Below are 22,644 nucleotides of genomic sequence, written 5' to 3'. Positions count from 1 at the left end.
AAGAGGTTTTTTTATGTCTCAAAATCCTTTTCACCCTACGATCATTATTTCGTGAAGGAGTTGTGAAAATGCAACATTTTACATCAGTAAGCCAGTTAACGAAAGAGGAAATTTATTCATTATTAGAAATGGCAGAGGCACTGAAGGAAAAACCTCTTCCTCTCTCAAAACAAATATTTGTGGCTAATCTGTTCTATGAACCAAGTACCCGAACAAAAATGAGTTTTACAGTAGCTGAGCGAAAGCTTGGAATGGAAGTACTCGATTTTCACCAAGAAAGTTCAAGTGCAACAAAGGGAGAGTCACTCTACGATACTGCAAAAACCTTTGAAGCAATTGGAGCGGATATGCTTGTAATTCGACATGCTTCGGATCATTGGATAGAAGAACTACAGGATGGATTATCAATTCCCATTCTTAATGCGGGGGCAGGGGAGGCAGAACACCCAACCCAGTGTATGCTTGATCTACTAACAATTTATCAAGAGTTTGGTAGTTTTCAAGGATTGCAGATCGCCATAGCAGGAGACATTAAACATAGCAGGGTCGCTAAATCAAATGCTGAGGCGCTCACCAGGCTTGGTGCAAAAGTTGTTTTCAGTGCCGCACCAGAGTTTATCGATGATTCTCTTCCAATTCCTTATATCGGTATGGATGAAGCAGTAAGAAAAAGCGATGTGATAATGCTTTTACGTATTCAACATGAAAGACACGGCAATGAAGGGGACTATGCAGAATACCTAGAGCGCTATGGGTTAACGAAAGAACGAGAGCAACAAATGCTTGCACATGCCATTATTATGCATCCAGCCCCAGTAAACAGAGGGATTGAAATAGATAGTTCCCTGGTAGAGTGCGAGAGGTCCCGCATATTTAAGCAGATGAACAACGGAGTATATATCCGTATGGCCATTATGAAAAGAATACTTGGAGAGTGGGGGAAATTAAATGAAATTACTACTAAAAAACGCCAAGAAGCTATCGTCAGCATCTGAGGAAGAAACGTGTGAGGTATTAATTGTAGATAACAAAATTGCTGAAGTTGGAAAATCTATACAAGTTACGGCAGACCAAACGATTGATTGTGAGGGAAACCTACTTCTTCCAGGTTTTATAGATGTGCATATTCACTTAAGGGAGCCAGGGGGAGAGCATAAAGAAACGATTAAGACTGGTACAAAAGCAGCTGCTAGAGGAGGATTCACCACTGTCTGTGCCATGCCGAACACGAATCCAGTCCCAGATGATGTACAGTCTGTACGTTCACTCCTTGAAAAAATCCAGACAGAGGCAGAAGTGCGTGTACTTCCTTATGCTGCGATAACGAAAGGTTTGCAAGGAACAGAAATTACGGACATTTCCAAGCTGTCCCAGGAAGGAGTCTTTGCCTTCACGGACGATGGGGTAGGAATTCAGACAGCTGATTTTATGCTCCAAGCCATGAAGCAGGCTGCTGCTACTGGAAAGGCAATTGTTGCTCATTGCGAAGACAATTCCATTGTTTATGGTGGGGTTATGCATGATGGTGAAGTCAGTAAGAAGTTAGGATTACCAGGGATTCCGTCGTTAAGTGAATCCGTACAAATTGCTAGAGATGTATTACTAGCAGAAGCTGCTGGGTGTCATTATCATGTTTGCCATGTGAGTACTAAAGAATCTGTACGCGTTATCAGAGATGCTAAAAAGGCAGGCATTCATGTAACAGCAGAAGTCACCCCACACCATCTTCTACTAGATGAAATGGCTGTAAAGGAAGATAACGCGAATTATAAAATGAACCCTCCTTTAAGAGCAGTAGCTGATAAAGAGGCGTTGCTTGCGGGACTATTGGATGGAACAATAGATTTTATTGCGACAGACCATGCACCCCATGCAGAGGACGAGAAAGCAAAGGGCTTTCAAGGTGCTCCCTTTGGCATTGTAGGACTCGAAACAGCATTTTCACTATTGTATACCCATCTAGTCCAAACTGAAAAATGTAGCTTGCAACAATTAGTAGATTGGTTGACTGTTCGCCCAGCGGAAGTATTTAACCTACCTTATGGCAAGATTGTAGAGGGAATAGCCGCAGATTTAACATTGGTTGACTTAAAGAAACAGAATAAAATTAATAAAAACAGCTTCTTTTCAAAAGGGAAAAATACGCCGTTTCATGAATGGGAAGTACAAGGTGTCCCAGTCTTAACCATCTCGGAAGGAAAGATTGCCTACAAGGAGGATGAACATGAATAAAAAGCAGCTCGTATTAGAAGATGGAACAGTATTAAACGGAGAAGGATTTGGAAGTGACCGTATGATGGTAGGCGAAATAGTCTTTAATACAGGGATGACAGGCTATCAGGAGATTATTACTGATCCATCTTATTGTGGCCAGATTGTAACCATGACCTATCCGCTTGCAGGCAATTATGGAATAAATCGAGATGACTTTGAAACCGTCCATCCATTCATTCATGGATTTATCGTAAAGGAAACCTGTGAGATACCCTCCAATTTTCGTAGTGAAGAGAGCCTTGATAGCTACCTTAAGGCCCATGATATTCCTGGCGTATATGGAATTGATACGAGAAAGTTGACTAAAATAATTCGTAAACACGGAACGATGAAAGCAATTATCGCAGATCAAAGCGAAGATGTAGAAACACTGCTTGAAAAATTACATAGAAAGAAGCTACCAACAGATCAAGTGCCTAGGACTTCGACTATTAAGCCTTATGTTGTGCCAGGCAGAGGCAGAAGGATTGTTCTAGTAGATTTCGGTATGAAACACGGCATTTTGCGTGAACTTACAAAACGAAATTGCCATATTACAGTAGTGCCATACAACTACAGTGCTGAAAACATCCTTCGATTAAAACCTGATGGCATCATGTTGACAAATGGTCCAGGAGACCCTAAGGATGTCCCCGAAGCAATTAACATGATAGCAGAGCTTATTGGAAAGGTGTCTATCTTTGGGATATGTCTAGGTCATCAATTACTGGCACTTGCCTGTGGAGCCGACACAGAAAAGATGAAGTTTGGACACAGAGGATCCAATCACCCAGTCAAGGACTTGGACAAAGAAAAAACTTATATAACATCACAGAATCATAGCTATGCAGTTAAAGAAGCATCCCTTACAAATACCGATTTAGAGCTTACCCAAATTGCTTTAAATGATGGCACAGTAGAAGGGGTAAAGCATAAGCATTATCCTGCATTTTCTGTCCAATACCATCCTGAGAGTTCTCCAGGTCCAGATGATACGAATCACTTATTTGATCAGTTTTTGGAATTGATTGACGAAGCCCAGAGAAAAAACAAGGAGGAAGCATATGCCTAAAAATACAGACATCCAAAAAATACTTGTGATTGGGTCAGGTCCCATCGTAATCGGTCAAGCAGCGGAATTTGATTATTCCGGAACACAAGCTTGCCAGTCATTGAAAGAAGAAGGATATACCGTCATTTTAGCTAATTCCAATCCGGCCACAATTATGACAGACCATACAGTGGCGGATAATGTATACATGGAGCCATTAACAGTGGAATTCTTAACGAAGATCATTCGGAAAGAACAGCCTGATGCCTTGCTCCCAACTTTAGGCGGTCAGACAGCATTAAATCTGGCAGTAGCGCTCGAGGAAACTGGAATACTAAAAGCCTATGGTGTTACATTATTGGGAACCTCCTTAGATGCGATTCAACAGGCAGAAGACAGAGAGAAATTCCGTTCCCTTATGAAAGAACTTGGTGAACCAGTACCAGACAGTACGATTGTAAACACGGTAGAACAAGCCTGTGAATTTGCAATAGAGATTGGCTTTCCGCTAATTGTAAGGCCAGCATATACAATGGGTGGAGCTGGTGGAGGCATGTGTTATGACATGAAAGAGTTAAAGGAAACTGCTCGAAGTGGACTCACACTATCACCAGTAAACCAATGTCTGATTGAAAAAAATATCGCTGGCTACAAGGAAATTGAATACGAAGTAATGCGAGATAAAAACGACCAGGCTATCGTTGTATGTAATATGGAAAATGTCGATCCTGTAGGCATACATACTGGTGACTCGATTGTTGTAGCACCATCTCAAACACTTAGTGATCGAGAGTATCAAATGTTGCGGAATGCCTCTTTAAAAATAATACGTGCTTTGGAAATAGAGGGCGGGTGTAACGTACAACTGGCTCTTGATCCGAACAGCTTTCATTATTTTATTATTGAAGTAAATCCGCGTGTAAGCAGATCCTCTGCACTTGCATCAAAGGCTACAGGTTATCCGATAGCAAAAGTAGCAGCAAAAATAGCAATTGGTTTGACATTAGATGAGATAGTAAACCCAGTCACAGGAAAGACGTATGCATGTTTTGAACCAGCATTGGATTATGTCGTCACAAAAATTCCTCGTTTTCCATTTGATAAATTTGTAACAGGTGACCGAAAGCTTGGCACCCAGATGAAAGCAACTGGGGAAATCATGTCAATTGGTCGAAACTTTGAAGAGTCACTACTGAAAGGGATTCGTTCGCTTGATATAGGAACAGAAGAGCTATGGCTTAACAGTTTAACAAAAGAGAATAATGAATTTCTTATCTCAAGCCTAAAAAAAGCAAATGATGAGCGGATTTTCGTACTAGCAGAAGTACTGCGCAGGGGGATGACGATTGATGAAGTATTTGAGCAAACCAAAATAGATCGTTTCTTCCTTGTGAAACTAGCAGGCTTAATTAAGTTGGAACAAGAGATAGAGAATAATCCAGAGTCTATTGAACTATTAGAAAGAGCGAAGAAGGTAGGCTTCTCTGATTCCCATATTGCTCGGTTATGGAATCTGTCTGTAGATGATATTTATCAACTAAGATCTGATGCTGACCTACGTCCGGTTTATAAGATGGTGGACACCTGCGCAGCAGAATTTGAGTCAGAGACACCGTATTTCTATAGCACCTATGAAGAAGAAAATGAATCCATCGTCTCGTCGCGAAAGAAAATTCTAGTACTTGGTTCAGGGCCAATTCGCATTGGACAGGGGATTGAATTTGATTACGCTACTGTCCACTCAGTATTAGCCATCAAAGAAATGGGTTATGAAGCAATTATTATGAACAATAATCCGGAAACTGTTTCAACAGATTTTAGTATTAGTGACAAGCTATACTTCGAGCCACTCACACTTGAGGATGTTATGCATGTTATTGATTTAGAACAGCCAGAAGGAGTTATCGTACAGTTTGGGGGTCAAACGGCGATTAATTTAGCTGCAGGTCTTGAAAGGAGAGGGGTGAAAATTCTTGGCACAAATCTAGAAGCAATTGACCGTGCAGAGGATAGAGATAAGTTTGAAATTTTACTAGATGAACTAGATTTGTTAAGACCAAAAGGGAAAGCAGTTAAGAAAATGAACCAGGCTTTAGATGTAGCAAATGAAATTGGCTATCCTGTATTGGTTCGACCATCCTATGTAATTGGTGGAAGTCGGATGGAGATTGTCTATAACGAAGATGAACTAAAGGCATACCTCGCGAAAACGACAAACATGAACACAGAGCATCCTATTCTTGTAGATAAATACATTACCGGAATTGAAATAGAGGTGGATGCAATCAGCGATAGTGAAACGACCATTGTGCCTGGGATTATGGAGCATATTGAGCGTGCAGGGGTCCATTCTGGAGACTCAATCGCCGTGTATCCTCCGCAGCGGATCAGTGAAACGGTTAAGGCAAAATGTATGAAAGCTGCAGAGCTTATTTCAGAGGCATTGCATGTGAAGGGTCTGATAAACATTCAGTTTATCGTGAGAAATGACGAGGTCTATGTACTTGAAGTTAACCCACGCGCCAGCAGAACCATTCCATTCTTGAGTAAAATTACAGGAGTGACAATGGCTAATATTGCCACAAAATGTATTCTCGGAACACGATTAAGGGATATCGGTTATAAAACAGGTATTTTACCGGAAAATGATTATGTAGCTGTGAAAGTTCCTGTCTTCTCATTTGAAAAGTTACGCAGCGTAGATACAATTCTTGGACCAGAGATGAAGTCCACTGGTGAAGCAATTGGCTATGATAAAACATTAGAAAAAGCTCTATACAAAGGGTTAATTGCTTCTGGGCTAACGATTCCGCAAGAAGGTGCTGTGCTCTTAACAGTCGCAGATAAGGACAAAGAGGAAATGCTTGAGATAGCAGAACGTTTTCATCAACTTGGTTTCCAGTTGTATGCAACCAAAGGGACCGCGTCTTATGTGAAGAAAGCAGGATTGCCAGTTTCTGAGGTAGCTAAAATTGGTGCGGAAGAGCCTAATGTGCTTTCAATTATTGAAAATGGGGATGTACAGTTTGTTATTAATACGTTGACTTCAGGTAAGCAGCCAAGGTCTGATGGCTTTATTATTCGCCGAGAATCAGTGGAACATGGCATCGCTTGTCTCACTAACATGGATACAGCAAATGCTATTTTAAATGTTATAGATTCTACTACATTTAGTGCGACGGAAATAAAACAAAAAGAGGTTGTTTTATAATGAAAAAAGAAGAATTGATCGTAAAGAATTCAACAGAGATCGCGTTGGAAACTTATGAAATGGTGCTAGAAAACAGCTTCATCAGTATGACAGCAAAGCCTGGTCAATTTCTTCACCTGCAAATTGATGGACATACCTTAAGGCGCCCGATTTCTATTGCGAGTGTAAATAGAGATAAAAACACTGTGACAATCTTGTTTAAGATCAATGGATCGGGCACAAAGCATTTAGCTGACTATCAAATCGGTTCTGTTATAAACGCGTTAGGGCCTGCTGGAAACGGATTTACGCTGGAACCTGAATCATCTACGATTCTATTAATTGGGGGAGGAATCGGCGTACCACCACTCTATAATTTAGGAAAAAAACTAGTTGATAAACAAAAAAAAGTCATATCCATACTCGGTTTTCAGACAAAAGACTATGTATTCTATGAACAAGAATTTAAACAGCTCGGGGAGACGCATATTGTAACGAATGACGGCTCATATGGAACACAAGGCTTTGTAACGGACGTAATCGGGAGTATTGCAGACTTTGATACCTATTACTCCTGTGGCCCCTTACCAATGTTGAGAGCAGTCTCAAAAGAACTGGTCCATAAAAATGGTTATATTTCGCTTGAAGAAAGAATGGGCTGTGGTGTTGGGGCTTGCTTTGCTTGTGTCATACCAACAGATCACGATGGAGGCTATCGTAAAATTTGTAAAGACGGACCTGTCTTTCATCATCAGGAGGTAAATCTATGAATTCCTTACAAGTAGAATTACCTGGTCTAAACTTAAAAAATCCAGTTATGCCCGCGTCTGGATGCTTTGGTTTCGGACGTGAGTACAGTGAATTTTATGACCTAAATAAGCTTGGGGCAATCATTATGAAGGCGGCAACCGGTGAGGCAAGGTTCGGAAATCATACGCCAAGAGTTGCAGAAACGGCTTCTGGAATGCTAAATGCCATTGGTTTACAGAACCCAGGAGTAGAGAGCATTATTGAGCACGAAGTGTCCTTTTTGAGAGATTACCAGACTCCTATTATTGCCAACATCGCTGGTAGTTCGTTAGAGGAGTATGAGCACGTTGCACACTCTTTTAATGAGACCGATCATGTTGCCGCACTTGAATTGAATATATCCTGCCCCAATGTAAAAGAAGGCGGAATTCAATTTGGCACAGATCCTGTTATGGCCGCGCGTGTAACAGAGCGGGTGAAACAAGCAAGTAATCTTCCGGTATACGTCAAACTTTCACCTAATGTATCGGATATTACAGCGATGGCAAAAGCAGTCGAGTCTGCAGGTGCTGATGGCTTGTCTATGATTAATACGCTAACTGGCATGCGGATTCATCTTCCTTCTCGGAAGCCTCTCCTTGCTAACAAAACAGGTGGATTATCTGGGCCGGCTATTAAGCCAGTTGCGATCCGCATGATATATGAAGTACGGCAGCACGTATCCATCCCTATAATTGGGATGGGTGGCATCACTACAGCAGAAGATGTGCTCGAATTTTTACTGGCTGGTGCCAATGCTGTTGCCATTGGGACAGCTAATTTTCAAAACCCATTTGTGTGTCCAGAAATTATTGATGCATTACCAGAAATATTAAAACGGTACGGATTTTCATCTGTTCAAGAAGTTGTTGGGAAGGGGGTACTTACATGAACCAATCTGTTTATCTAGCACTAGACTTTCCTAATTGGGAAGAAACAAAGCATTTTCTTCACACAAATCAATTAGCTGGTGTCCCTGTTAAAGTCGGCATGGAACTATTTTACAGGGAAGGTCCGAAAATCATTGAATATCTAAAACAAGATAATCATGCGATTTTCCTTGACTTAAAGTTACATGATATTCCGACAACTGTTATGAAAGCAATGCGTAATATTGCCAAGCTTGATGTAGAAATGGTAAATGTGCATGCACTGGGAGGAGCGGAGATGATCAAGCGGGCAAAAGAAGGCTTGACTGTTGGAAACTCTGGTAAGACGAAGTTAATCGCTGTTACCATACTAACATCGATGGACAAACAAGCAATGAATACAGAATTACATATCCCAGGAGAAGTGGAAGAGAAGGTAAGTCATTTTGCAAGATTTGCTAGCAGCAATGGAGCTGACGGGGTGGTTTGTTCCGTACATGAGACAGAGAGAATAAAAACAGAATGTGGAACGTCCTTCTTAACTGTGACGCCAGGCATTCGACTGGATGGAACGGGAGACAATGACCAGAAACGAATTGCCTCACCAAAATTTGCTAAAAAGCAAGGCACGGACTATATTGTCGTAGGTAGAAGTGTCACAAAAGCAGTAAATCCAAAAATGGCCTATGAGCGTGTAGTAAAGGAGTGGGACAATGGTATTATCGTATGAACTGGCAAGAGATTTACTAGATATTAAAGCAGTACAAGTAAACCCATCAGATTATTTCACATGGACCTCAGGTATAAAATCACCAATTTATTGCGATAATCGACTTACGATGTCACATCCGCAAATAAGAAGAAAAATCACCAAGGCTTTTATGGAAATGATTGATAGGATGCCAGTGAAGCCCGATGTTATTGCCGGCTGTGCAACTGCTGGTATCCCGCATGCTGCATGGCTCGCCGATAAAATGGATTTGCCAATGGTATATGTACGGTCAAAGCCTAAAGGGCATGGCAAAGGCAATCAGATTGAAGGTGCTTGTACAAATGGGGCAAAAGTTCTCGTAATTGAAGATCTAATTTCGACTGGAGGATCTTCTTTGGAAACAGCTAGGGTATTACAAGAGCAAGGAGCAGAAGTGCTTGGTGTCCATGCCATTTTTTCCTATGGATTGAATAAGTCAGCACAACTATTTGAAAAAGAAAACATATGTCTAGAAACGATAACAGGCTATGACGAGCTGTTAGATGTGATGGAAGCCGATAATCGTCTTACAAAGTCAGAGCATGAGCAGTTAATAAACTGGAGAAACGACCTGTAAGTATAAGTCCCCTGAGAATCAACATAAGCTGATTCTTAGGGGGCTTATTTTTGCGTATTACATACAGAAGTCTGCACCTTTATGAAACCAGCATTCTATAATTTAGTGCCTAATACCATCCATTCATCAAGGGCAAAGCTGTGAATACGTTTTTCTTTAATTTCAAACTGGTAATGGTTTAATATATTGGGCCCTGATGTTAATACAAAGGTCGATACCTTTTGTCTCCATTTTTTGTCCTGTACAGTGCGATGCAGCCAATTATCAAAGGGGAGCGTCTTTTTACGTGTTTGTTCTTTCGTAATCTTTAGCTGATTCCGATAAAATATTTGCTTCCATTCAGATATCTTTAGTGAACGATGATGACTACGATCACGTAATTTTTCTAACGTATTTATAAAAATATCGAAGGGATCTGTCTCTGATGCAATATTATCAATAAGCAAAAAAGAACCACCCGGTTTAAGCACCCTTTCCACTTCTTTAACAAAACAATTAGGGGAAGGAAAGTGATGTGCGGCTATTCGGCATACGACATGGTCAAAGCTATTATTTAAGAATGGTAAGTTTTCTGCATCTGCAATAATATAATGAATGTTATCAAAGCTTTGAAGATGTCTCGCTGCTTCTGCAAGCATCTCTTTTGTAAGATCTGTTGCATACATTTGGTCAACATATGGTGATAGTGTTCTAGCTACATGGCCACCGCCAGTTGCAATGTCCAAAACCCTGTCTGTTGCTGATAGAGAGAGCCAATCTGGTATTGCCAGTAAATCAGCCCCCTTTGCATGTGTATTGCTTTTAACATACGCTTGTTTATTCTCAGAAAACACTTTTTGCACAAGTTTCTTCCCTTCTTTGTCCATTCCCATCACACCTTTCGTTCTTTTAATATACCTCGAAAAATGCAATAATTAAAATATTATTTTATAATTAAAAGGGATAAATAAAACTTATCGTATAGGGGATGAAACGATTGAAAATAGATGATTATGCGCTCTTACTTAAATTAAATGAAATTGGAACCATTCGGGGTACCGCAAAAGCGATATTAATTTCACAACCAGCAGTGACACAACGGCTGAAATATATTGAAGAATACTTTGGGGAAGCAATTTTTATTCGGACGCCGAAACGATTGCTCCTAACCCCCAGTGGTGAAATGATACTAGAACATGCATTTCAGGTTGTCCATAGTGAACAGGACATAAAAAATAAGCTCGCTAGCTCTAGCAAAGAAGTTCAGGGGACATTGTCCATTGCCTGTTCTTCTCTTATTAGTCAGCGCTTTCTGCCTTCTATTTTAGGTGAATTTACTGCCCGCTTTCCAAAAGTGGCAATAGATCTAGTGACAGGGATTAGTGAAGATATAAAAAGTCATCACAAACAATATCATGTCTGTATCATTCGTGGAGAAAAATTAAAGGAAAGTAATTGTGAGCGCCTATTCGCGGATCCGTTATATCTATTTGACTCTGAGCCCTTTCCTTCCGATGAAATTAAGGAAAGGACACTGATTTCTTTTAAAAGCGATGATAGTATGCATGAATTAGTAGATAACTGGCTCTACCAACATAACTCGATAAAAGCGATGAAGACCATTACAGTTGACCAGATCGAAACATGCAAACAATTAATGAAACAAGGGTTAGGGATGGCTGTTTTGCCAGAAAGTGTATCCGATTCCATGAAGGAACAGTATCCGCATCTTCCATTAATTTCTGAAGGAGAAGCGGTAACACGGGATACGTGGATTTGCTACCAAGAAGGGGTACGACAGCTACCACAAGTTGATCACTTTATTAGGGCAATGTCGGGTCAAAAGTTTTTATAAATGTTTAAGAGGCGTTAATAAGAGGAACAGTAACAATAGAACAAGAAAAAGGAGTGTTTTTAGAAATGAGCGATGTATTATTTACTTCTCGTGCAACTGCCAAAAACGGACGCGACGGACATGTCAAATCAGATGATGGTTTAATTGATGTTAATCTGGTCAACCCAGCTAAGAATAAATCGGATAAAGGATCAAATCCAGAGCAACTTTTCGCAGCAGGATATGCAGCCTGTTATGATGGTGCGCTTAACCATGTTGCCAGAGAGAAAAAAAAGAAAATTGATTCTGAAACAACTGCAGAAGTTAGCTTCTTAAAGGACCCTGAAGATGGTGGTTTCAAAATAGCAGTTAAGTTAAATATCTCTATTGAGGGAGTTGGACCTGAAGAAGCGGAAGAACTAGCAGAAGCGGCACATGACTTTTGCCCATATTCTAAAGCAACAAGAGGCAACATTGATGTGGAATTAAACCCAACCGTAAAATAAAAGGTACATGAAAAGGCTGTCGACATAATCGACGGCCTTTTTCTATTCTTTTTGTTACAGTAAATTCAATCAGGAACTGCTTTTAGAATTTCTTAACTTTTCAATAATGCTTGCATTTGGGGTGACATACAGTGTCTTCTGGTTATCGTATGTTACGTAACCAGGCTTTGCACCGTTCGGCTTTTTCACATGCCGTATGAGCGTATAATCAACCGGTACAGAAGAGGATTGTTGCGATTTACTAAAATACGCTGCAATTTGTGCAGCCTCTAATAGCGTATCCTCACTTGGCTCACTATCCCGAATAATGACATGGGAGCCAGGTATGTCTTTAGTGTGTAGCCAAATATCATCTCGACGGGCTAGTTTCATCGTGACATATTCATTTTGCTTATTGTTTTTCCCGACCAAAATAGCTGTCCCATCACTAGATGTATAGGATTCTGGTACAGGTTTGGTTTGCTTTGTTTTTTGCTTCTTTTTCTTCGATTGTTTCCGCAAGTAGCCTTCTTCTCTTAGCTCTTCACGAATCTCTTCAATATCTCCTGTTGATGCAACATCGAGCTGCTGTAATAGCTGGTCAAAGTATGCAATTTCCTCATTTGTCTTGAGAATTTCCTGTTCAATAACCTGCTTTGATTTTTTTAGCTTTTGGTAGGTTTTATAATAGCTTTGGGCATTATCACTTGCTGTTTTATTTGGATTTAAGTCAATAGTTAGGGTACCGCCATTCGGATCATAATAGTCCGTCACTTCTACTGTATCGGCACCCGGCTTCACAATATGGATATGTGCGGTCAATAATTCACCTAGCCGTTGAAACTTCTCCGCGCCTTCCGCTTTCTTAATCGTTTGAGCATGCTTCTTTAATTTCCGGACGTTTTTGTCCTTCTCATTTTTTATAAACCTGTAAAGGTCTTTTGCCTGTTGTTTTACACGGTCTCTTTCAGCTTTACCAGAATAAAAGGTATCCAGCATTTTATTAGTCGTGCTAAAGACTTCTGTGTCACCAGTGAAAGCAGACAATGGAATGACATGGAATTCTTCTTTTTTACCACGGTAGATAATTGGTTCGTACCTATTTTCAATAAGTTGCTGTTGTAATTCGGTAAATTTCTCAACATACGTTTTAGTAGATCCAAGGTTTACTCTGTTTACTAACTCTTTTGCAATAAAAGGAGAAAAACCTGTAAGTGTATTGACAATCTGCTGATCTACCTTACCTGCATTAAAGTCAATTCTCTTAACAAACTGTTCGCCATCTATTTGCAGTGGGTCCCATTTATCTTGCAGTGGAGGGAGCTGGTATTCATTTCCTGGCAAAATAGTTCTATGCCGATTTTGAGACAAGGAAACATGCTTCAAGCTATCAATAATATGCCCTTTCTCTCTATCGATTAGCATGACATTACTATGTTTACCCATCAACTCCATAACAAGCGATTTGTGGGTGATATCACCGATTTCATTTCGCGTTTTAATAGAAAATTCTACTATACGTTCCATCCCTTGTTGTGAGATATCCTCAATGATTGCTCCTGAGAGATGCTTTCGCAAAACCATGCAGAACATGGGAGCTTCAGCAGGGTTCTGGTAGCTGTCGTCGGTTAGATGAAACCTAGCATATGTGGGATGTATTGAAAAAAGTAAGGTGTGGTTACTGCCTTGACTTCTTATTGTAAAAACGACTTCCGTCAGGGTAGGCTGATATATTTTTGTGATTTTACCTGGTAATAATTTATGTTTCAATTCTTCTGTTACTGCTCTTGTAACAATACCATCAAACGGCATAAGATCACCTCCTGAGTAATTATAGCATTTTTAAGGACAAGTCTGCATAGATATTAATTACATAGGAGAGTCATCTGCATGGTTTAGGTGATATAAAACACAACTAATTACTGGCTTATTTGGAGGAGTGCCGATGAAATGGTATCAATTAGACGTTGAACGGGTGGAACAAAAGCTTCAAGTAACATCAAGAAAGGGATTAACGACGAAACAGGTAGAAAAAAGACGCAAACAATATGGCTATAATGTATTGGAAACACAGAAAAACACATCCAAATGGCTTATCTTTCTTAAGCAATTTCAGGACTTTATGGTTTTAGTATTATTGGCGGCTACGTTAATTGCCGGGCTCTTGGGAGAATATATTGATGCCATAGCTATCATGATTATCGTCCTTGTTAATGGGTGTTTCGGTTACTTTCAAGAACAAAAAGCCGAGAAATCACTGGAGAAATTAAAAGAACTTTCTGCCCCACTTGCAACGGTGTTGCGTAATGAGAAGTGGGAAAAAATATATTCAAAGGAAGTAGTTGTCGGCGACATTGTGAAAGTTTCAAGTGGGGACCGTATTCCTGCTGATATAAGAATCGTAAAGTCAAGTGGAATGGAAACAGAAGAATCTACACTTACTGGGGAATCACTTCCTGTAATGAAACACGCAACAGCAATTACTCGAGATCAACTAGAAGCACAGGATCAAGTAAATATGGGCTTCATGGGTACGCTTGTGACAAGAGGGTCAGGAATTGGGATCGTCGTTGGGACAGGCATGAATACGGTAATGGGCCAGATTGCCTCCTTAATGGCAAACACGAAGAAGGTTATGACACCATTGGAAAGAAAACTAGCGGAGCTGGGGAAAATTCTCATCGTAGTTGCCCTATTCCTTACTGCACTCGTTGTGATGCTTGGTGTGATGCAAGGTCATCCTATTTATAATATGTTTCTTGCAGGTGTATCTTTAGCAGTTGCGGCTATACCGGAAGGATTACCGGCAATCGTTACAGTGGCACTTTCCCTTGGTGTTCAACGAATGATACGTAAAAAAGCGATTGTACGGAAACTTTCTGCAGTGGAGACACTAGGTTGTGCTTCTGTCATCTGTAGTGATAAAACAGGGACCATGACAGAAAACAAGATGACAGTTAAAGAGCTCTTTATAGGTGGAAACCAGCTTTACGTAACTGGAGATGGCTACAATCTTCAAGGAGATTTTTTTCTAAATAAAGAAAAAGTGGATGAAGATTATCCGAATTTAAAAGCAATGCTGCTCTATGGGTCCCTATGTAATAATGCATCCTTACAAGTGAAAAAAGGAAAACAGTATATTGATGGAGACCCAACAGATGGAGCGCTTCTCATTGCAGCGCGAAAGATTGGTCTAACAGTGAACGCTACGGAGAAGTATCGCATTATAAAAGAAATACCTTTTGATTCAGACCGCAAGCGGATGAGTGTCGTTATTGAAGATGAAAATCAGATGCGCTATTTAATTACCAAAGGCGCACCAGATGTATTATTACCTAGGTCGACATATCAAGAGAACGCTCAGGGGCGTTCTGTTTTAAAAGCAGCCGATATAGAGAAAATCGATGAGGCTATAAATGGGATGGCTGAGAAAGCGCTACGTACGTTGGCTGTTGCCATAAAGCCTTTAAGCAAGAATGAGAATCTAGATAATGCTTTTCTAGAGAAGGATCTTACCTTTATCGGCTTATATGGCATGATGGATCCTCCGCGTAAGGAAGTAAAAGCCGCGATCGAAGAATGTAATCAGGCAGGTATCAAGACAGTTATGATTACAGGGGATCATGTCAAAACAGCTCGTGCCATTGCCCAAAACTTGAATCTTTTACCGGCGAATGGGTTGGTTCTTGAAGGGCATCAGCTATCGGAAATGTCGGTTGAGGATTTAGAAGATGTAATTGATGATACGTATGTGTTCGCAAGAGTAACCCCAGAACACAAATTAAAAATTGTACAAGCCTTTCAGAGAAAAGGGCACATTGTTGCCATGACGGGAGACGGAGTAAATGATGCTCCAGCAATTAAAGCTAGTGATATTGGCATTAGCATGGGAATTAGTGGAACCGATGTAACGAAGGAAGCCTCATCGCTCATTTTAATGGATGATAACTTTGCAACAATAAAATCGGCAATCCACGAAGGCCGAAACATCTATGAAAACATTAGAAAATTTATTCGCTATTTACTTGCATCAAATGTTGGAGAAATCTTAGTCATGTTATTTGCAATGCTCCTAGCTATGCCGCTACCTTTAATTCCGGTTCAGATACTCTGGGTCAACCTGGTTACTGACGGGCTACCCGCCATGGCTCTTGGTCTAGATAAATCGGAAGGAGATGTCATGAAACATTCTCCACGTAATCCGCGTGAGGGAGTATTTGCAAGAGGGCTTGGCTATAAGATAATAACAAGAGGAATTCTCATCGGGATCGTAACATTAATTGGCTTTATGGTAACATATCAAAACAATCCGGATAATTTGATTTATGGTCAAACCATTGCCTTTACAACGCTTGTTATGGCACAATTAATTCACGTATTTGATTGTCGTAGTGAAAAATCTGTCTTTGCAAGAAATCCTTTTGAAAATATCTACCTAGTATTTGCGGTACTTTCATCATTGCTGTTGTTGTTAGTTGTTATATACTGGGAACCTCTTCAGCCAATTTTCCATACAACATATCTAGGAATAAGGGATTGGATGCTAATTATTGTATTAAGCGCCCTGCCGACTGTACTATTTGGATTCACAAAAAAATAATACCAGCCACCACGTGTCTCTGTTACTAGAGCACGTGGTTTTTTGATTAATGTGCGGATCGATTACTCTTACGTAGCCTTAAGTATCTAGTATATACTGATGTCGAATTTAAGAAGAGGCTTTTTAAGCAGGCGCTCTTCGCTTTTATATCGTCCAGCTCTGAGCACCAAAAACTAGGGGACTTCGTTAATCGCCCTACAATAAAGCAGACTTGCCGACTGGTTTCAACCAGAGGCTTAGTTCGCCCTTATGCCTGGAAGGCGAAAGTCATCATCGGTTCGTCCCTCACCGTGATTCCTTTATCTTGGTTGATTCACTCCAGTCACTACGTTTTTAAGCAGGCACTCTTCGCTTTTATATTATCTGTTTTCATTTTTGGTGAATCAAGGTATAATGGACAATAACGGATGTGATAGCATGTTAATAAGTATGACTGGTTATGGAAGTAATGTAACCGAATATATGGACGGTAACATCAATGTAGAAATTCGTAGTGTAAACCATCGTTTTCTTGATTTTACTGCAAAGCTACCTCGCTCGATATCAATGATGGAGGATGAAATAAAGAAAGTTATTCAATCTTTTTTTCAAAGAGGTAAAATAGAGGTTTCAATTCAAATAGCTGGCGGGCAAACGAACGCTAGGGAAGTACATACAGACTGGGCAGTGTTAGATCAGTATATGTCCCAGATGAAAATGGCCCAGGAACGATATGGCCTGTCTGGGAATGTATCAGTAGAGACACTGCCCTTGTTGCCTGAAATTTTTACTGTTACGGAACAAGAGCCCTCTGGAAAGAGTTTAAAAATCCCTGTTTTAGAAGCAGTTCGTATAGCTGCACAGCAGGTAAAGGAAATGAGAATGTCGGAAGGACAGTATCTGGAGAAAGATTTAAGAACTAGGCTCGAATTAGTAAAAAAAACAATTCAAAACATCGATGAACAGAGACCAGTTGTCATAAATGCTTACAAAGAGAGAATCTGGAATAGAATTAAGCAGCACTTGTCTGAAATTGATGAGATGGATTATGACAGGCTACACCAGGAAGTTGCTTTATTGGGAGAAAAAGGAGATGTCACGGAGGAACTGACGCGACTATCCAGCCATGTGGTCCATTTTCTTGAGACAATAGAAGAGGGAAGTGCCATTGGCAGGAAACTTGACTTTATTATTCAGGAGATGCAACGAGAAGGAAACACGATTGGTGCTAAATCGAATGATCCTATCATAAGTGAGCATGTTGTTAATTTAAAAGGTGAACTAGAAAAAATAAAAGAACAAGTGCAGAATATTGAGTAATGCTTGAGTTTGATCTATCTTTTTTCATATAATAATTATATTATAAGGAATTGAACTTATAGCCTACTAATATAATAGAAGTGATGCAATATTAAGGGGGAAGCAAGTTGAGTCTACGATTGATAAATATAGGGTTTGGGAATGTTGTTTCTGCTAATCGTGTTATATCGATTGTTTCACCAGAATCAGCGCCGATTAAACGTATTATTACGGTTGCCAGAGACAATAATAAATTAGTTGATGCTACCTATGGCAGAAGAACAAGAGCTGTTATTATAACAGACAGTGACCATGTAGTACTTTCAGCTGTCCAACCAGAGACAGTCGGACAGCGCGTGCTAAGCCATGAAGAAATATCAGATGAGAATTAATGGATTTGTATAGGAGGAACAATTTTGATTGAAGAGAAGGGAATTTTATTTATACTTTCCGGGCCTTCTGGCGTAGGAAAGGGCACCGTTAGAAAAGAATTATTTGACCAGGCAACAGAGCTGAAGTATTCTATTTCGATGACTACGAGAAACAGTCGACCGGGAGAAACGGATGGGGTGGACTACTTTTTTAAGTCTAAAGAAGAATTTGAAGAACTGATTAACCAAAACGAGCTGTTAGAATATGCTAAATATGTTAATAATTATTATGGTACACCAAGGACGTACGTGGAACAGACCTTAGCGGCTGGTTATGATGTCTTTTTGGAAATAGAAGTTCAGGGTGCCTTGCAAGTGAAAGAGAATTTCCCGGAAGGTGTATTTATTTTTCTTTTCCCGCCAAGTCTGGAAGAATTGAAAAATCGGATTGTTAGCCGTGGAACCGAATCATCTGATTTAGTTTTAAACCGTCTCAAGGAAGCAAGGAAAGAGATCGAAATGATGGATGCTTATGATTATGTCGTGGTTAATGACAAGGTAGAACACGCTGTAAGCAAAGTTCAATCTATTATTCAAAGTGAACATTTAAAGCGTGAACGTGTTGCAAAACAATATAAGAAATTACTGGAGGATGAGTTGTAATGTTAGAACCGTCAATTGATGCACTACAGGAGAAAATAAATTCCAAATATACCCTTGTAACACTTTCTGCAAGACGCGCAAGGCAAATGAGTGAAACGAACAAGGTATTGATTGATAATCCTAAATCACATAAATATGTTGGAATGGCGTTGGAAGAAGTTCAGGCCGACAAGCTTTTCATCACGGAAGAATAAACATTTAAGAAGTCTCCTCACATGGTCTATTGAGGAGACTTTATTCATTGTGCGGCAATTCATATTAAAGGCGAAATAGGATTCGTATATGTTATAACTAATGTAGCGACTGTCGGGAAGGGGCGTATCACAAATGATAAAGGATAAAAAGATATTACTTGGAGTTAGTGGGGGAATTGCTGCATACAAAGCCTGTGCACTTACTAGTAAGCTGACACAACAGGGAGCAAATGTGAAGGTTGTTATGACAAAAAGTGCGGTAGAGTTTGTCTCCCCGCTAACGTTTCAGGCTCTCTCAAGGAATCCTGTCTATACAGATACGTTTGATGAAAAGGATCCGAGCAAAATAGCCCATATTGACTTAGCTGACTGGGCCGACTTTATTCTATTGGCACCAGCGACTGCCAATATAATCGGGAAATTGGCAAATGGTATAGCAGATGATATGCTGTCCACTTTACTACTCGCAAGTGAGGCACCGGTTTATATTGCACCTGCGATGAATGTACATATGTATGCACATCCGGCCGTTAGAAAGAACATGCAACAATTAGAATCATGGGGTTACCACTTTATTGAGCCTGGAGCCGGTTACTTAGCATGTGGGTATGTAGGAAAAGGTCGGTTAGAGGAGCCTGAAACGATCATCGAAACCATCATCCACCATCAGCGTGAAGAAATGATTGAAAATCTATCAGGAAAAAAAGTACTGATTTCAGCTGGACCTACACGAGAAAAGGTAGACCCAGTTCGCTATTTCACGAACAGATCATCAGGGAAAATGGGATTTGCCTTGGCAGAGGCTGCAGCAGCGCAAGGAGCAGAAGTTACACTTATTGCGGGACCTTCTGAGCAAGTACTTAAAGAGCAGAACATTCATCGAATTAATGTTGTGACAGCAGCGGAGATGTATGAAGAAATGCATCGACATTATGCTGCAAGCGATATTGTAATCAAGGCAGCAGCAGTGGCAGATTACAAACCAAAGCACGTTTATACGGAAAAGATGAAGAAACAAGGTGGGAATTTACAACTAGAAATGGTGCGGACCCAAGATATTCTTATGTCTCTAGGAAATAAAAAAGACAAGCAGTTTCTAGTTGGTTTTGCTGCAGAAACAAATGAGCCACTAAAATATGGATTGCAAAAATTACGTGCCAAAAATTTAGACGCCATTATCATTAACAATGTTGCAGCACAGGGTGCTGGCTTTGAAGGCGACACCAATATGGTGACATATGTAAATAAACAAGAAGATAGGAATGAAATTGGCTTAGCTACTAAAACAGAGGTTGCGAAGTCGATTATTCAACTTATCTTAAGAGATATGAAGGATGAGGACATGTGAAAATAGCGAACGTCATCGTGGACGTCCCTGCCAGTTCGATAAACCAGACATTTGATTACCTGATCCCGGACAAATACTTGGATATCCTCCAGATCGGAATGCGTGTCACTGTTCCTTTTGGTCCTCGTAAAATTATGGGATTTGTTGTTGGGAAAGCAGCGCAATCTGAATTTAAAAAACTCCGTGAGATAGATCAGGTTCTTGATTTAACGCCAGTATTGACAACAGAATTGCTTAATTTGGGTAAATGGGTAGCCAAGAATACCGTGAGTTTTTACATTACAGCATTACAAGCAATGCTCCCCCAAGTATTGAAAGCGCAGTATAAAAAGGAGTTAGTCCGGGATACAGAGGAGCAACTTTCCGAAGAGTTGGAGCACCTTTTTGCTGGAAGGGATGTCATTGGCTATGAGGAGTTTGAAGGATCTACCATTAGTTACTATCAGTTACAAAAGGCAGTTCAAGATGGAGATATTGTCATAAAGTACTTGGTCCATTCAAAAATAACAAAAAAGTATGTCACAATGGTACAACCTGCAAAGGAACCTCACTTAATGGAAGAAGCTTTTCAGGATCTTTCAAAGCAGGCTGTCAAACAGCGCGAGTTACTCGCCTATTTTATCGAAAAACCTGAACCGGTGGAAAAGAAACTACTTTTAAAAAAATATCAAACGACTTCCAGTACGATTAAAACACTTGTAGATAAAGCATTACTTGAGACCAATCAGGTTGAGGTATACCGTGACCCACATGAAAAGCAGCAATTTAGTAAAACGACGGCATTAGATTTAACAGAGGAACAAGAACGGGCAATTGCACCGATGAAGGAAAAAATCGCAAACAATGAACATGAGGTTTTTCTGCTGCACGGTGTAACAGGGAGTGGAAAAACGGAGGTATATCTCCAAGCGATTCAGGATGTTATTCACAAAGGGCAAGAGGCTATCGTCCTTGTTCCAGAAATAGCTTTAACACCACAGATGGTTAATCGGTTTAAGGGTCGTTTTGGTTCAAAGGTTGCCGTCATGCATAGTGCACTATCGGCAGGTGAAAAATATGATGAGTGGCGACGAATTCACCAAAAAGAAGTAAAAGTTGTGGTTGGTGCAAGGTCTGCCATTTTTGCTCCGTTTGAAAATATTGGAATTATTATTATTGATGAAGAACATGAAGGAACGTACAAACAAGAGGATCAACCTAGGTATCATGCGAGAGATGTTGCTATTGAGCGCGGGAAAACCCATCAATGCCCAGTTGTTTTAGGAAGTGCCACCCCAACATTGGAAACCTTCGCCAGAGCGGAAAAAGGCGTATACCAGCTTGCCACCTTATCTAAAAGAACGAACGAAAAGGACATGCCAAAAGTTGATATTGTTGATATGCGAGCTGAACTGCATGCTGGCAACCGAACGATGTTTTCCCGTGTATTAATGGAAAAAATGGAGCAATGTCTCGAAAAAGGTGAGCAAATCGTTTTGCTTCTTAACAGGCGGGGCTATTCCACCTTTGTAATGTGCCGGGACTGTGGTCATGTTAAAGAGTGTCCTCACTGCGATATTGCATTAACCTACCACAAAAATACGAATCATTTAAAATGCCATTACTGTTCGTATGAAGAACCAATGCCTACTGTATGCCCGGAGTGTGAGAGTGATTTAATTCGTTATTTTGGAACTGGAACACAACGAGTAGAGGAAGCGTTAACGAAGCTGCTTCCAGAGGCAGGGATTATCCGAATGGATGTAGATACCACGAGGAGAAAAGGGTCGCATGAAAAACTTCTGCGGAAATTTGCCAATAAAGAGGCTAGTATTTTACTTGGAACCCAAATGATAGCTAAGGGACTAGATTTTGAAAATGTGACACTTGTAGGAGTTCTTACAGCAGATTCTATGTTGCATTTACCAGATTTCAGGTCGTCAGAGAAAACCTTTCAGTTATTGACTCAAGTAAGTGGCAGGGCAGGCAGGCATGAACTTAGTGGTGAAGTTATTGTACAGACATATACACCAGATCACTATAGTATTGAACTTGCCAGTCAGTATGACTTCGAGGGATTCTATAAGAAGGAAATGGCTACAAGGAGGACGTTTCAATATCCACCTTATTTCTTTTTGGCTCTTATTACAGTCTCACATCCAAATAAAGTTTCAGCAGCACAAACGACAAGTCACATTGTAAAAGATTTACTTCACAATGTTAGGACTAATACGGTAGTGCTAGGTCCTTCACCATCTCCGATCCCACGGATAAAAGATAGATATAGGTACCAATGCATGATAAAATACAAAAATGAACCACATCTGAGGGAAATTATTTCAAGTATTATGGATCACTTTAAAGAGGAAACCCAAAAAGGGGAACTACTTATTACAGTGGACATGCAACCACATCACCTAATGTAAACCGTAT

Annotated in this window: 19 protein-coding genes; 17 read left to right on the top strand and 2 right to left on the bottom strand. The window is 40.2% G+C overall.

What is annotated here, in order from left to right; genetic code table 11:
- Window positions 1–68: 68 nt before the first annotated feature.
- From BN988_RS03705 to pyrE, 8 genes are read left to right on the top strand one after another with little or no spacing between them, the layout of a single operon-like run.
- Window positions 69–995 carry an aspartate carbamoyltransferase catalytic subunit gene (locus BN988_RS03705; RefSeq protein ID WP_036573202.1) on the top strand — a complete coding sequence of 309 codons (927 nt, stop codon included), beginning with the start codon at window positions 69–71 and terminating at the stop codon, window positions 993–995.
- On the top strand, window positions 949–2,232 hold the full coding sequence (locus tag BN988_RS03700; RefSeq protein WP_036573201.1) for a dihydroorotase: 1,284 nt from the start codon (window positions 949–951) through the stop codon (window positions 2,230–2,232). The genes BN988_RS03705 and BN988_RS03700 overlap by 47 nt, the downstream gene beginning before the upstream one ends.
- Complete coding sequence (gene carA / locus BN988_RS03695) at window positions 2,225–3,325, top strand: glutamine-hydrolyzing carbamoyl-phosphate synthase small subunit (protein ID WP_036573196.1); 1,101 nt, start codon at window positions 2,225–2,227, stop codon at window positions 3,323–3,325. The genes BN988_RS03700 and carA overlap by 8 nt, the downstream gene beginning before the upstream one ends.
- Window positions 3,318–6,515, top strand: a complete 3,198-nt coding sequence (gene carB / locus BN988_RS03690) for a carbamoyl-phosphate synthase large subunit (RefSeq protein WP_036573194.1) — start codon at window positions 3,318–3,320, stop codon at window positions 6,513–6,515. Before carA ends, carB begins: the two co-directional genes overlap by 8 nt.
- Window positions 6,512–7,264, top strand: coding sequence for a dihydroorotate dehydrogenase electron transfer subunit (locus BN988_RS03685; protein ID WP_036573192.1), 753 nt, complete (start codon window positions 6,512–6,514; stop codon window positions 7,262–7,264). Before carB ends, BN988_RS03685 begins: the two co-directional genes overlap by 4 nt.
- Window positions 7,261–8,175, top strand: a complete 915-nt coding sequence (locus tag BN988_RS03680) for a dihydroorotate dehydrogenase (protein WP_036573190.1) — start codon at window positions 7,261–7,263, stop codon at window positions 8,173–8,175. The genes BN988_RS03685 and BN988_RS03680 overlap by 4 nt, the downstream gene beginning before the upstream one ends.
- The gene (pyrF, locus tag BN988_RS03675) at window positions 8,172–8,882 is read left to right on the top strand and encodes an orotidine-5'-phosphate decarboxylase (protein WP_036573180.1); all 711 of its coding nucleotides are present in this window, start codon (window positions 8,172–8,174) and stop codon (window positions 8,880–8,882) included. The genes BN988_RS03680 and pyrF overlap by 4 nt, the downstream gene beginning before the upstream one ends.
- Window positions 8,866–9,480, top strand: a complete 615-nt coding sequence (gene pyrE / locus BN988_RS03670; RefSeq protein WP_036573178.1) for an orotate phosphoribosyltransferase — start codon at window positions 8,866–8,868, stop codon at window positions 9,478–9,480. The genes pyrF and pyrE overlap by 17 nt, the downstream gene beginning before the upstream one ends.
- A 95-nt stretch (window positions 9,481–9,575) precedes the next feature.
- On the opposite strand, the gene BN988_RS03665 is transcribed toward pyrE, so the two are convergent.
- Window positions 9,576–10,346 (bottom strand): class I SAM-dependent methyltransferase, encoded by a 771-nt coding sequence (locus BN988_RS03665; RefSeq protein WP_036573176.1) that lies wholly within the window; start codon window positions 10,344–10,346, stop codon window positions 9,576–9,578.
- Between the two features lie 110 nt (window positions 10,347–10,456).
- Here BN988_RS03665 and BN988_RS03660 point away from each other — a divergent pair, with 110 nt between their 5' ends.
- Window positions 10,457–11,314: a LysR family transcriptional regulator gene (locus tag BN988_RS03660; RefSeq protein ID WP_036573174.1), complete on the top strand. Its 858-nt coding sequence runs from the start codon at window positions 10,457–10,459 to the stop codon at window positions 11,312–11,314.
- Window positions 11,315–11,379: 65 nt separating this feature from the next.
- Window positions 11,380–11,799: an organic hydroperoxide resistance protein gene (locus tag BN988_RS03655; RefSeq protein WP_036573171.1), complete on the top strand. Its 420-nt coding sequence runs from the start codon at window positions 11,380–11,382 to the stop codon at window positions 11,797–11,799.
- A gap of 69 nt (window positions 11,800–11,868) precedes the next feature.
- On the opposite strand, the gene BN988_RS03650 is transcribed toward BN988_RS03655, so the two are convergent.
- Entirely contained in the window at window positions 11,869–13,590 is a 1,722-nt protein-coding gene (locus BN988_RS03650) for an Rqc2 family fibronectin-binding protein (RefSeq protein ID WP_036573169.1), read from the bottom strand.
- 133 nt (window positions 13,591–13,723) lie between these two features.
- Between BN988_RS03650 and BN988_RS03645 the strand changes: the two genes are divergently transcribed.
- The 7 genes from BN988_RS03645 (at window position 13,724) to priA (ending at window position 22,637) form a co-directional block, all read left to right on the top strand.
- Window positions 13,724–16,378: a cation-translocating P-type ATPase gene (locus BN988_RS03645; RefSeq protein ID WP_036573166.1), complete on the top strand. Its 2,655-nt coding sequence runs from the start codon at window positions 13,724–13,726 to the stop codon at window positions 16,376–16,378.
- Window positions 16,379–16,795: 417 nt separating this feature from the next.
- Window positions 16,796–17,677, top strand: coding sequence for a YicC/YloC family endoribonuclease (locus BN988_RS03640; protein ID WP_036573163.1), 882 nt, complete (start codon window positions 16,796–16,798; stop codon window positions 17,675–17,677).
- 107 nt (window positions 17,678–17,784) lie between these two features.
- A complete protein-coding gene (gene remA, locus BN988_RS03635) occupies window positions 17,785–18,048 on the top strand; it encodes an extracellular matrix/biofilm regulator RemA (RefSeq protein WP_036573161.1) in 264 nt (87 codons plus the stop codon).
- 24 nt (window positions 18,049–18,072) lie between these two features.
- Window positions 18,073–18,690, top strand: a complete 618-nt coding sequence (gmk, locus tag BN988_RS03630; RefSeq protein ID WP_036573160.1) for a guanylate kinase — start codon at window positions 18,073–18,075, stop codon at window positions 18,688–18,690.
- The gene (gene rpoZ / locus BN988_RS03625; protein WP_036573159.1) at window positions 18,690–18,884 is read left to right on the top strand and encodes a DNA-directed RNA polymerase subunit omega; all 195 of its coding nucleotides are present in this window, start codon (window positions 18,690–18,692) and stop codon (window positions 18,882–18,884) included. The genes gmk and rpoZ overlap by 1 nt, the downstream gene beginning before the upstream one ends.
- Before the next feature lie 133 nt (window positions 18,885–19,017).
- On the top strand, window positions 19,018–20,232 hold the full coding sequence (gene coaBC / locus BN988_RS03620) for a bifunctional phosphopantothenoylcysteine decarboxylase/phosphopantothenate--cysteine ligase CoaBC (RefSeq protein ID WP_036573158.1): 1,215 nt from the start codon (window positions 19,018–19,020) through the stop codon (window positions 20,230–20,232).
- Window positions 20,229–22,637, top strand: a complete 2,409-nt coding sequence (gene priA, locus BN988_RS03615; protein WP_036573146.1) for a primosomal protein N' — start codon at window positions 20,229–20,231, stop codon at window positions 22,635–22,637. The genes coaBC and priA overlap by 4 nt, the downstream gene beginning before the upstream one ends.
- The last annotated feature ends 7 nt before the right edge of the window (window positions 22,638–22,644 follow it).

Origin of the sequence: Oceanobacillus picturae, assembly GCF_000612865.1 — a bacterium.
GTDB classification, from domain to species: Bacteria; Bacillota; Bacilli; order Bacillales; family Amphibacillaceae; genus Oceanobacillus_B; species Oceanobacillus_B jordanicus.
The sequence above is the reverse complement of the archived record's forward strand: the minus strand, read 5'-3'. Positions and strand labels throughout refer to the sequence as shown.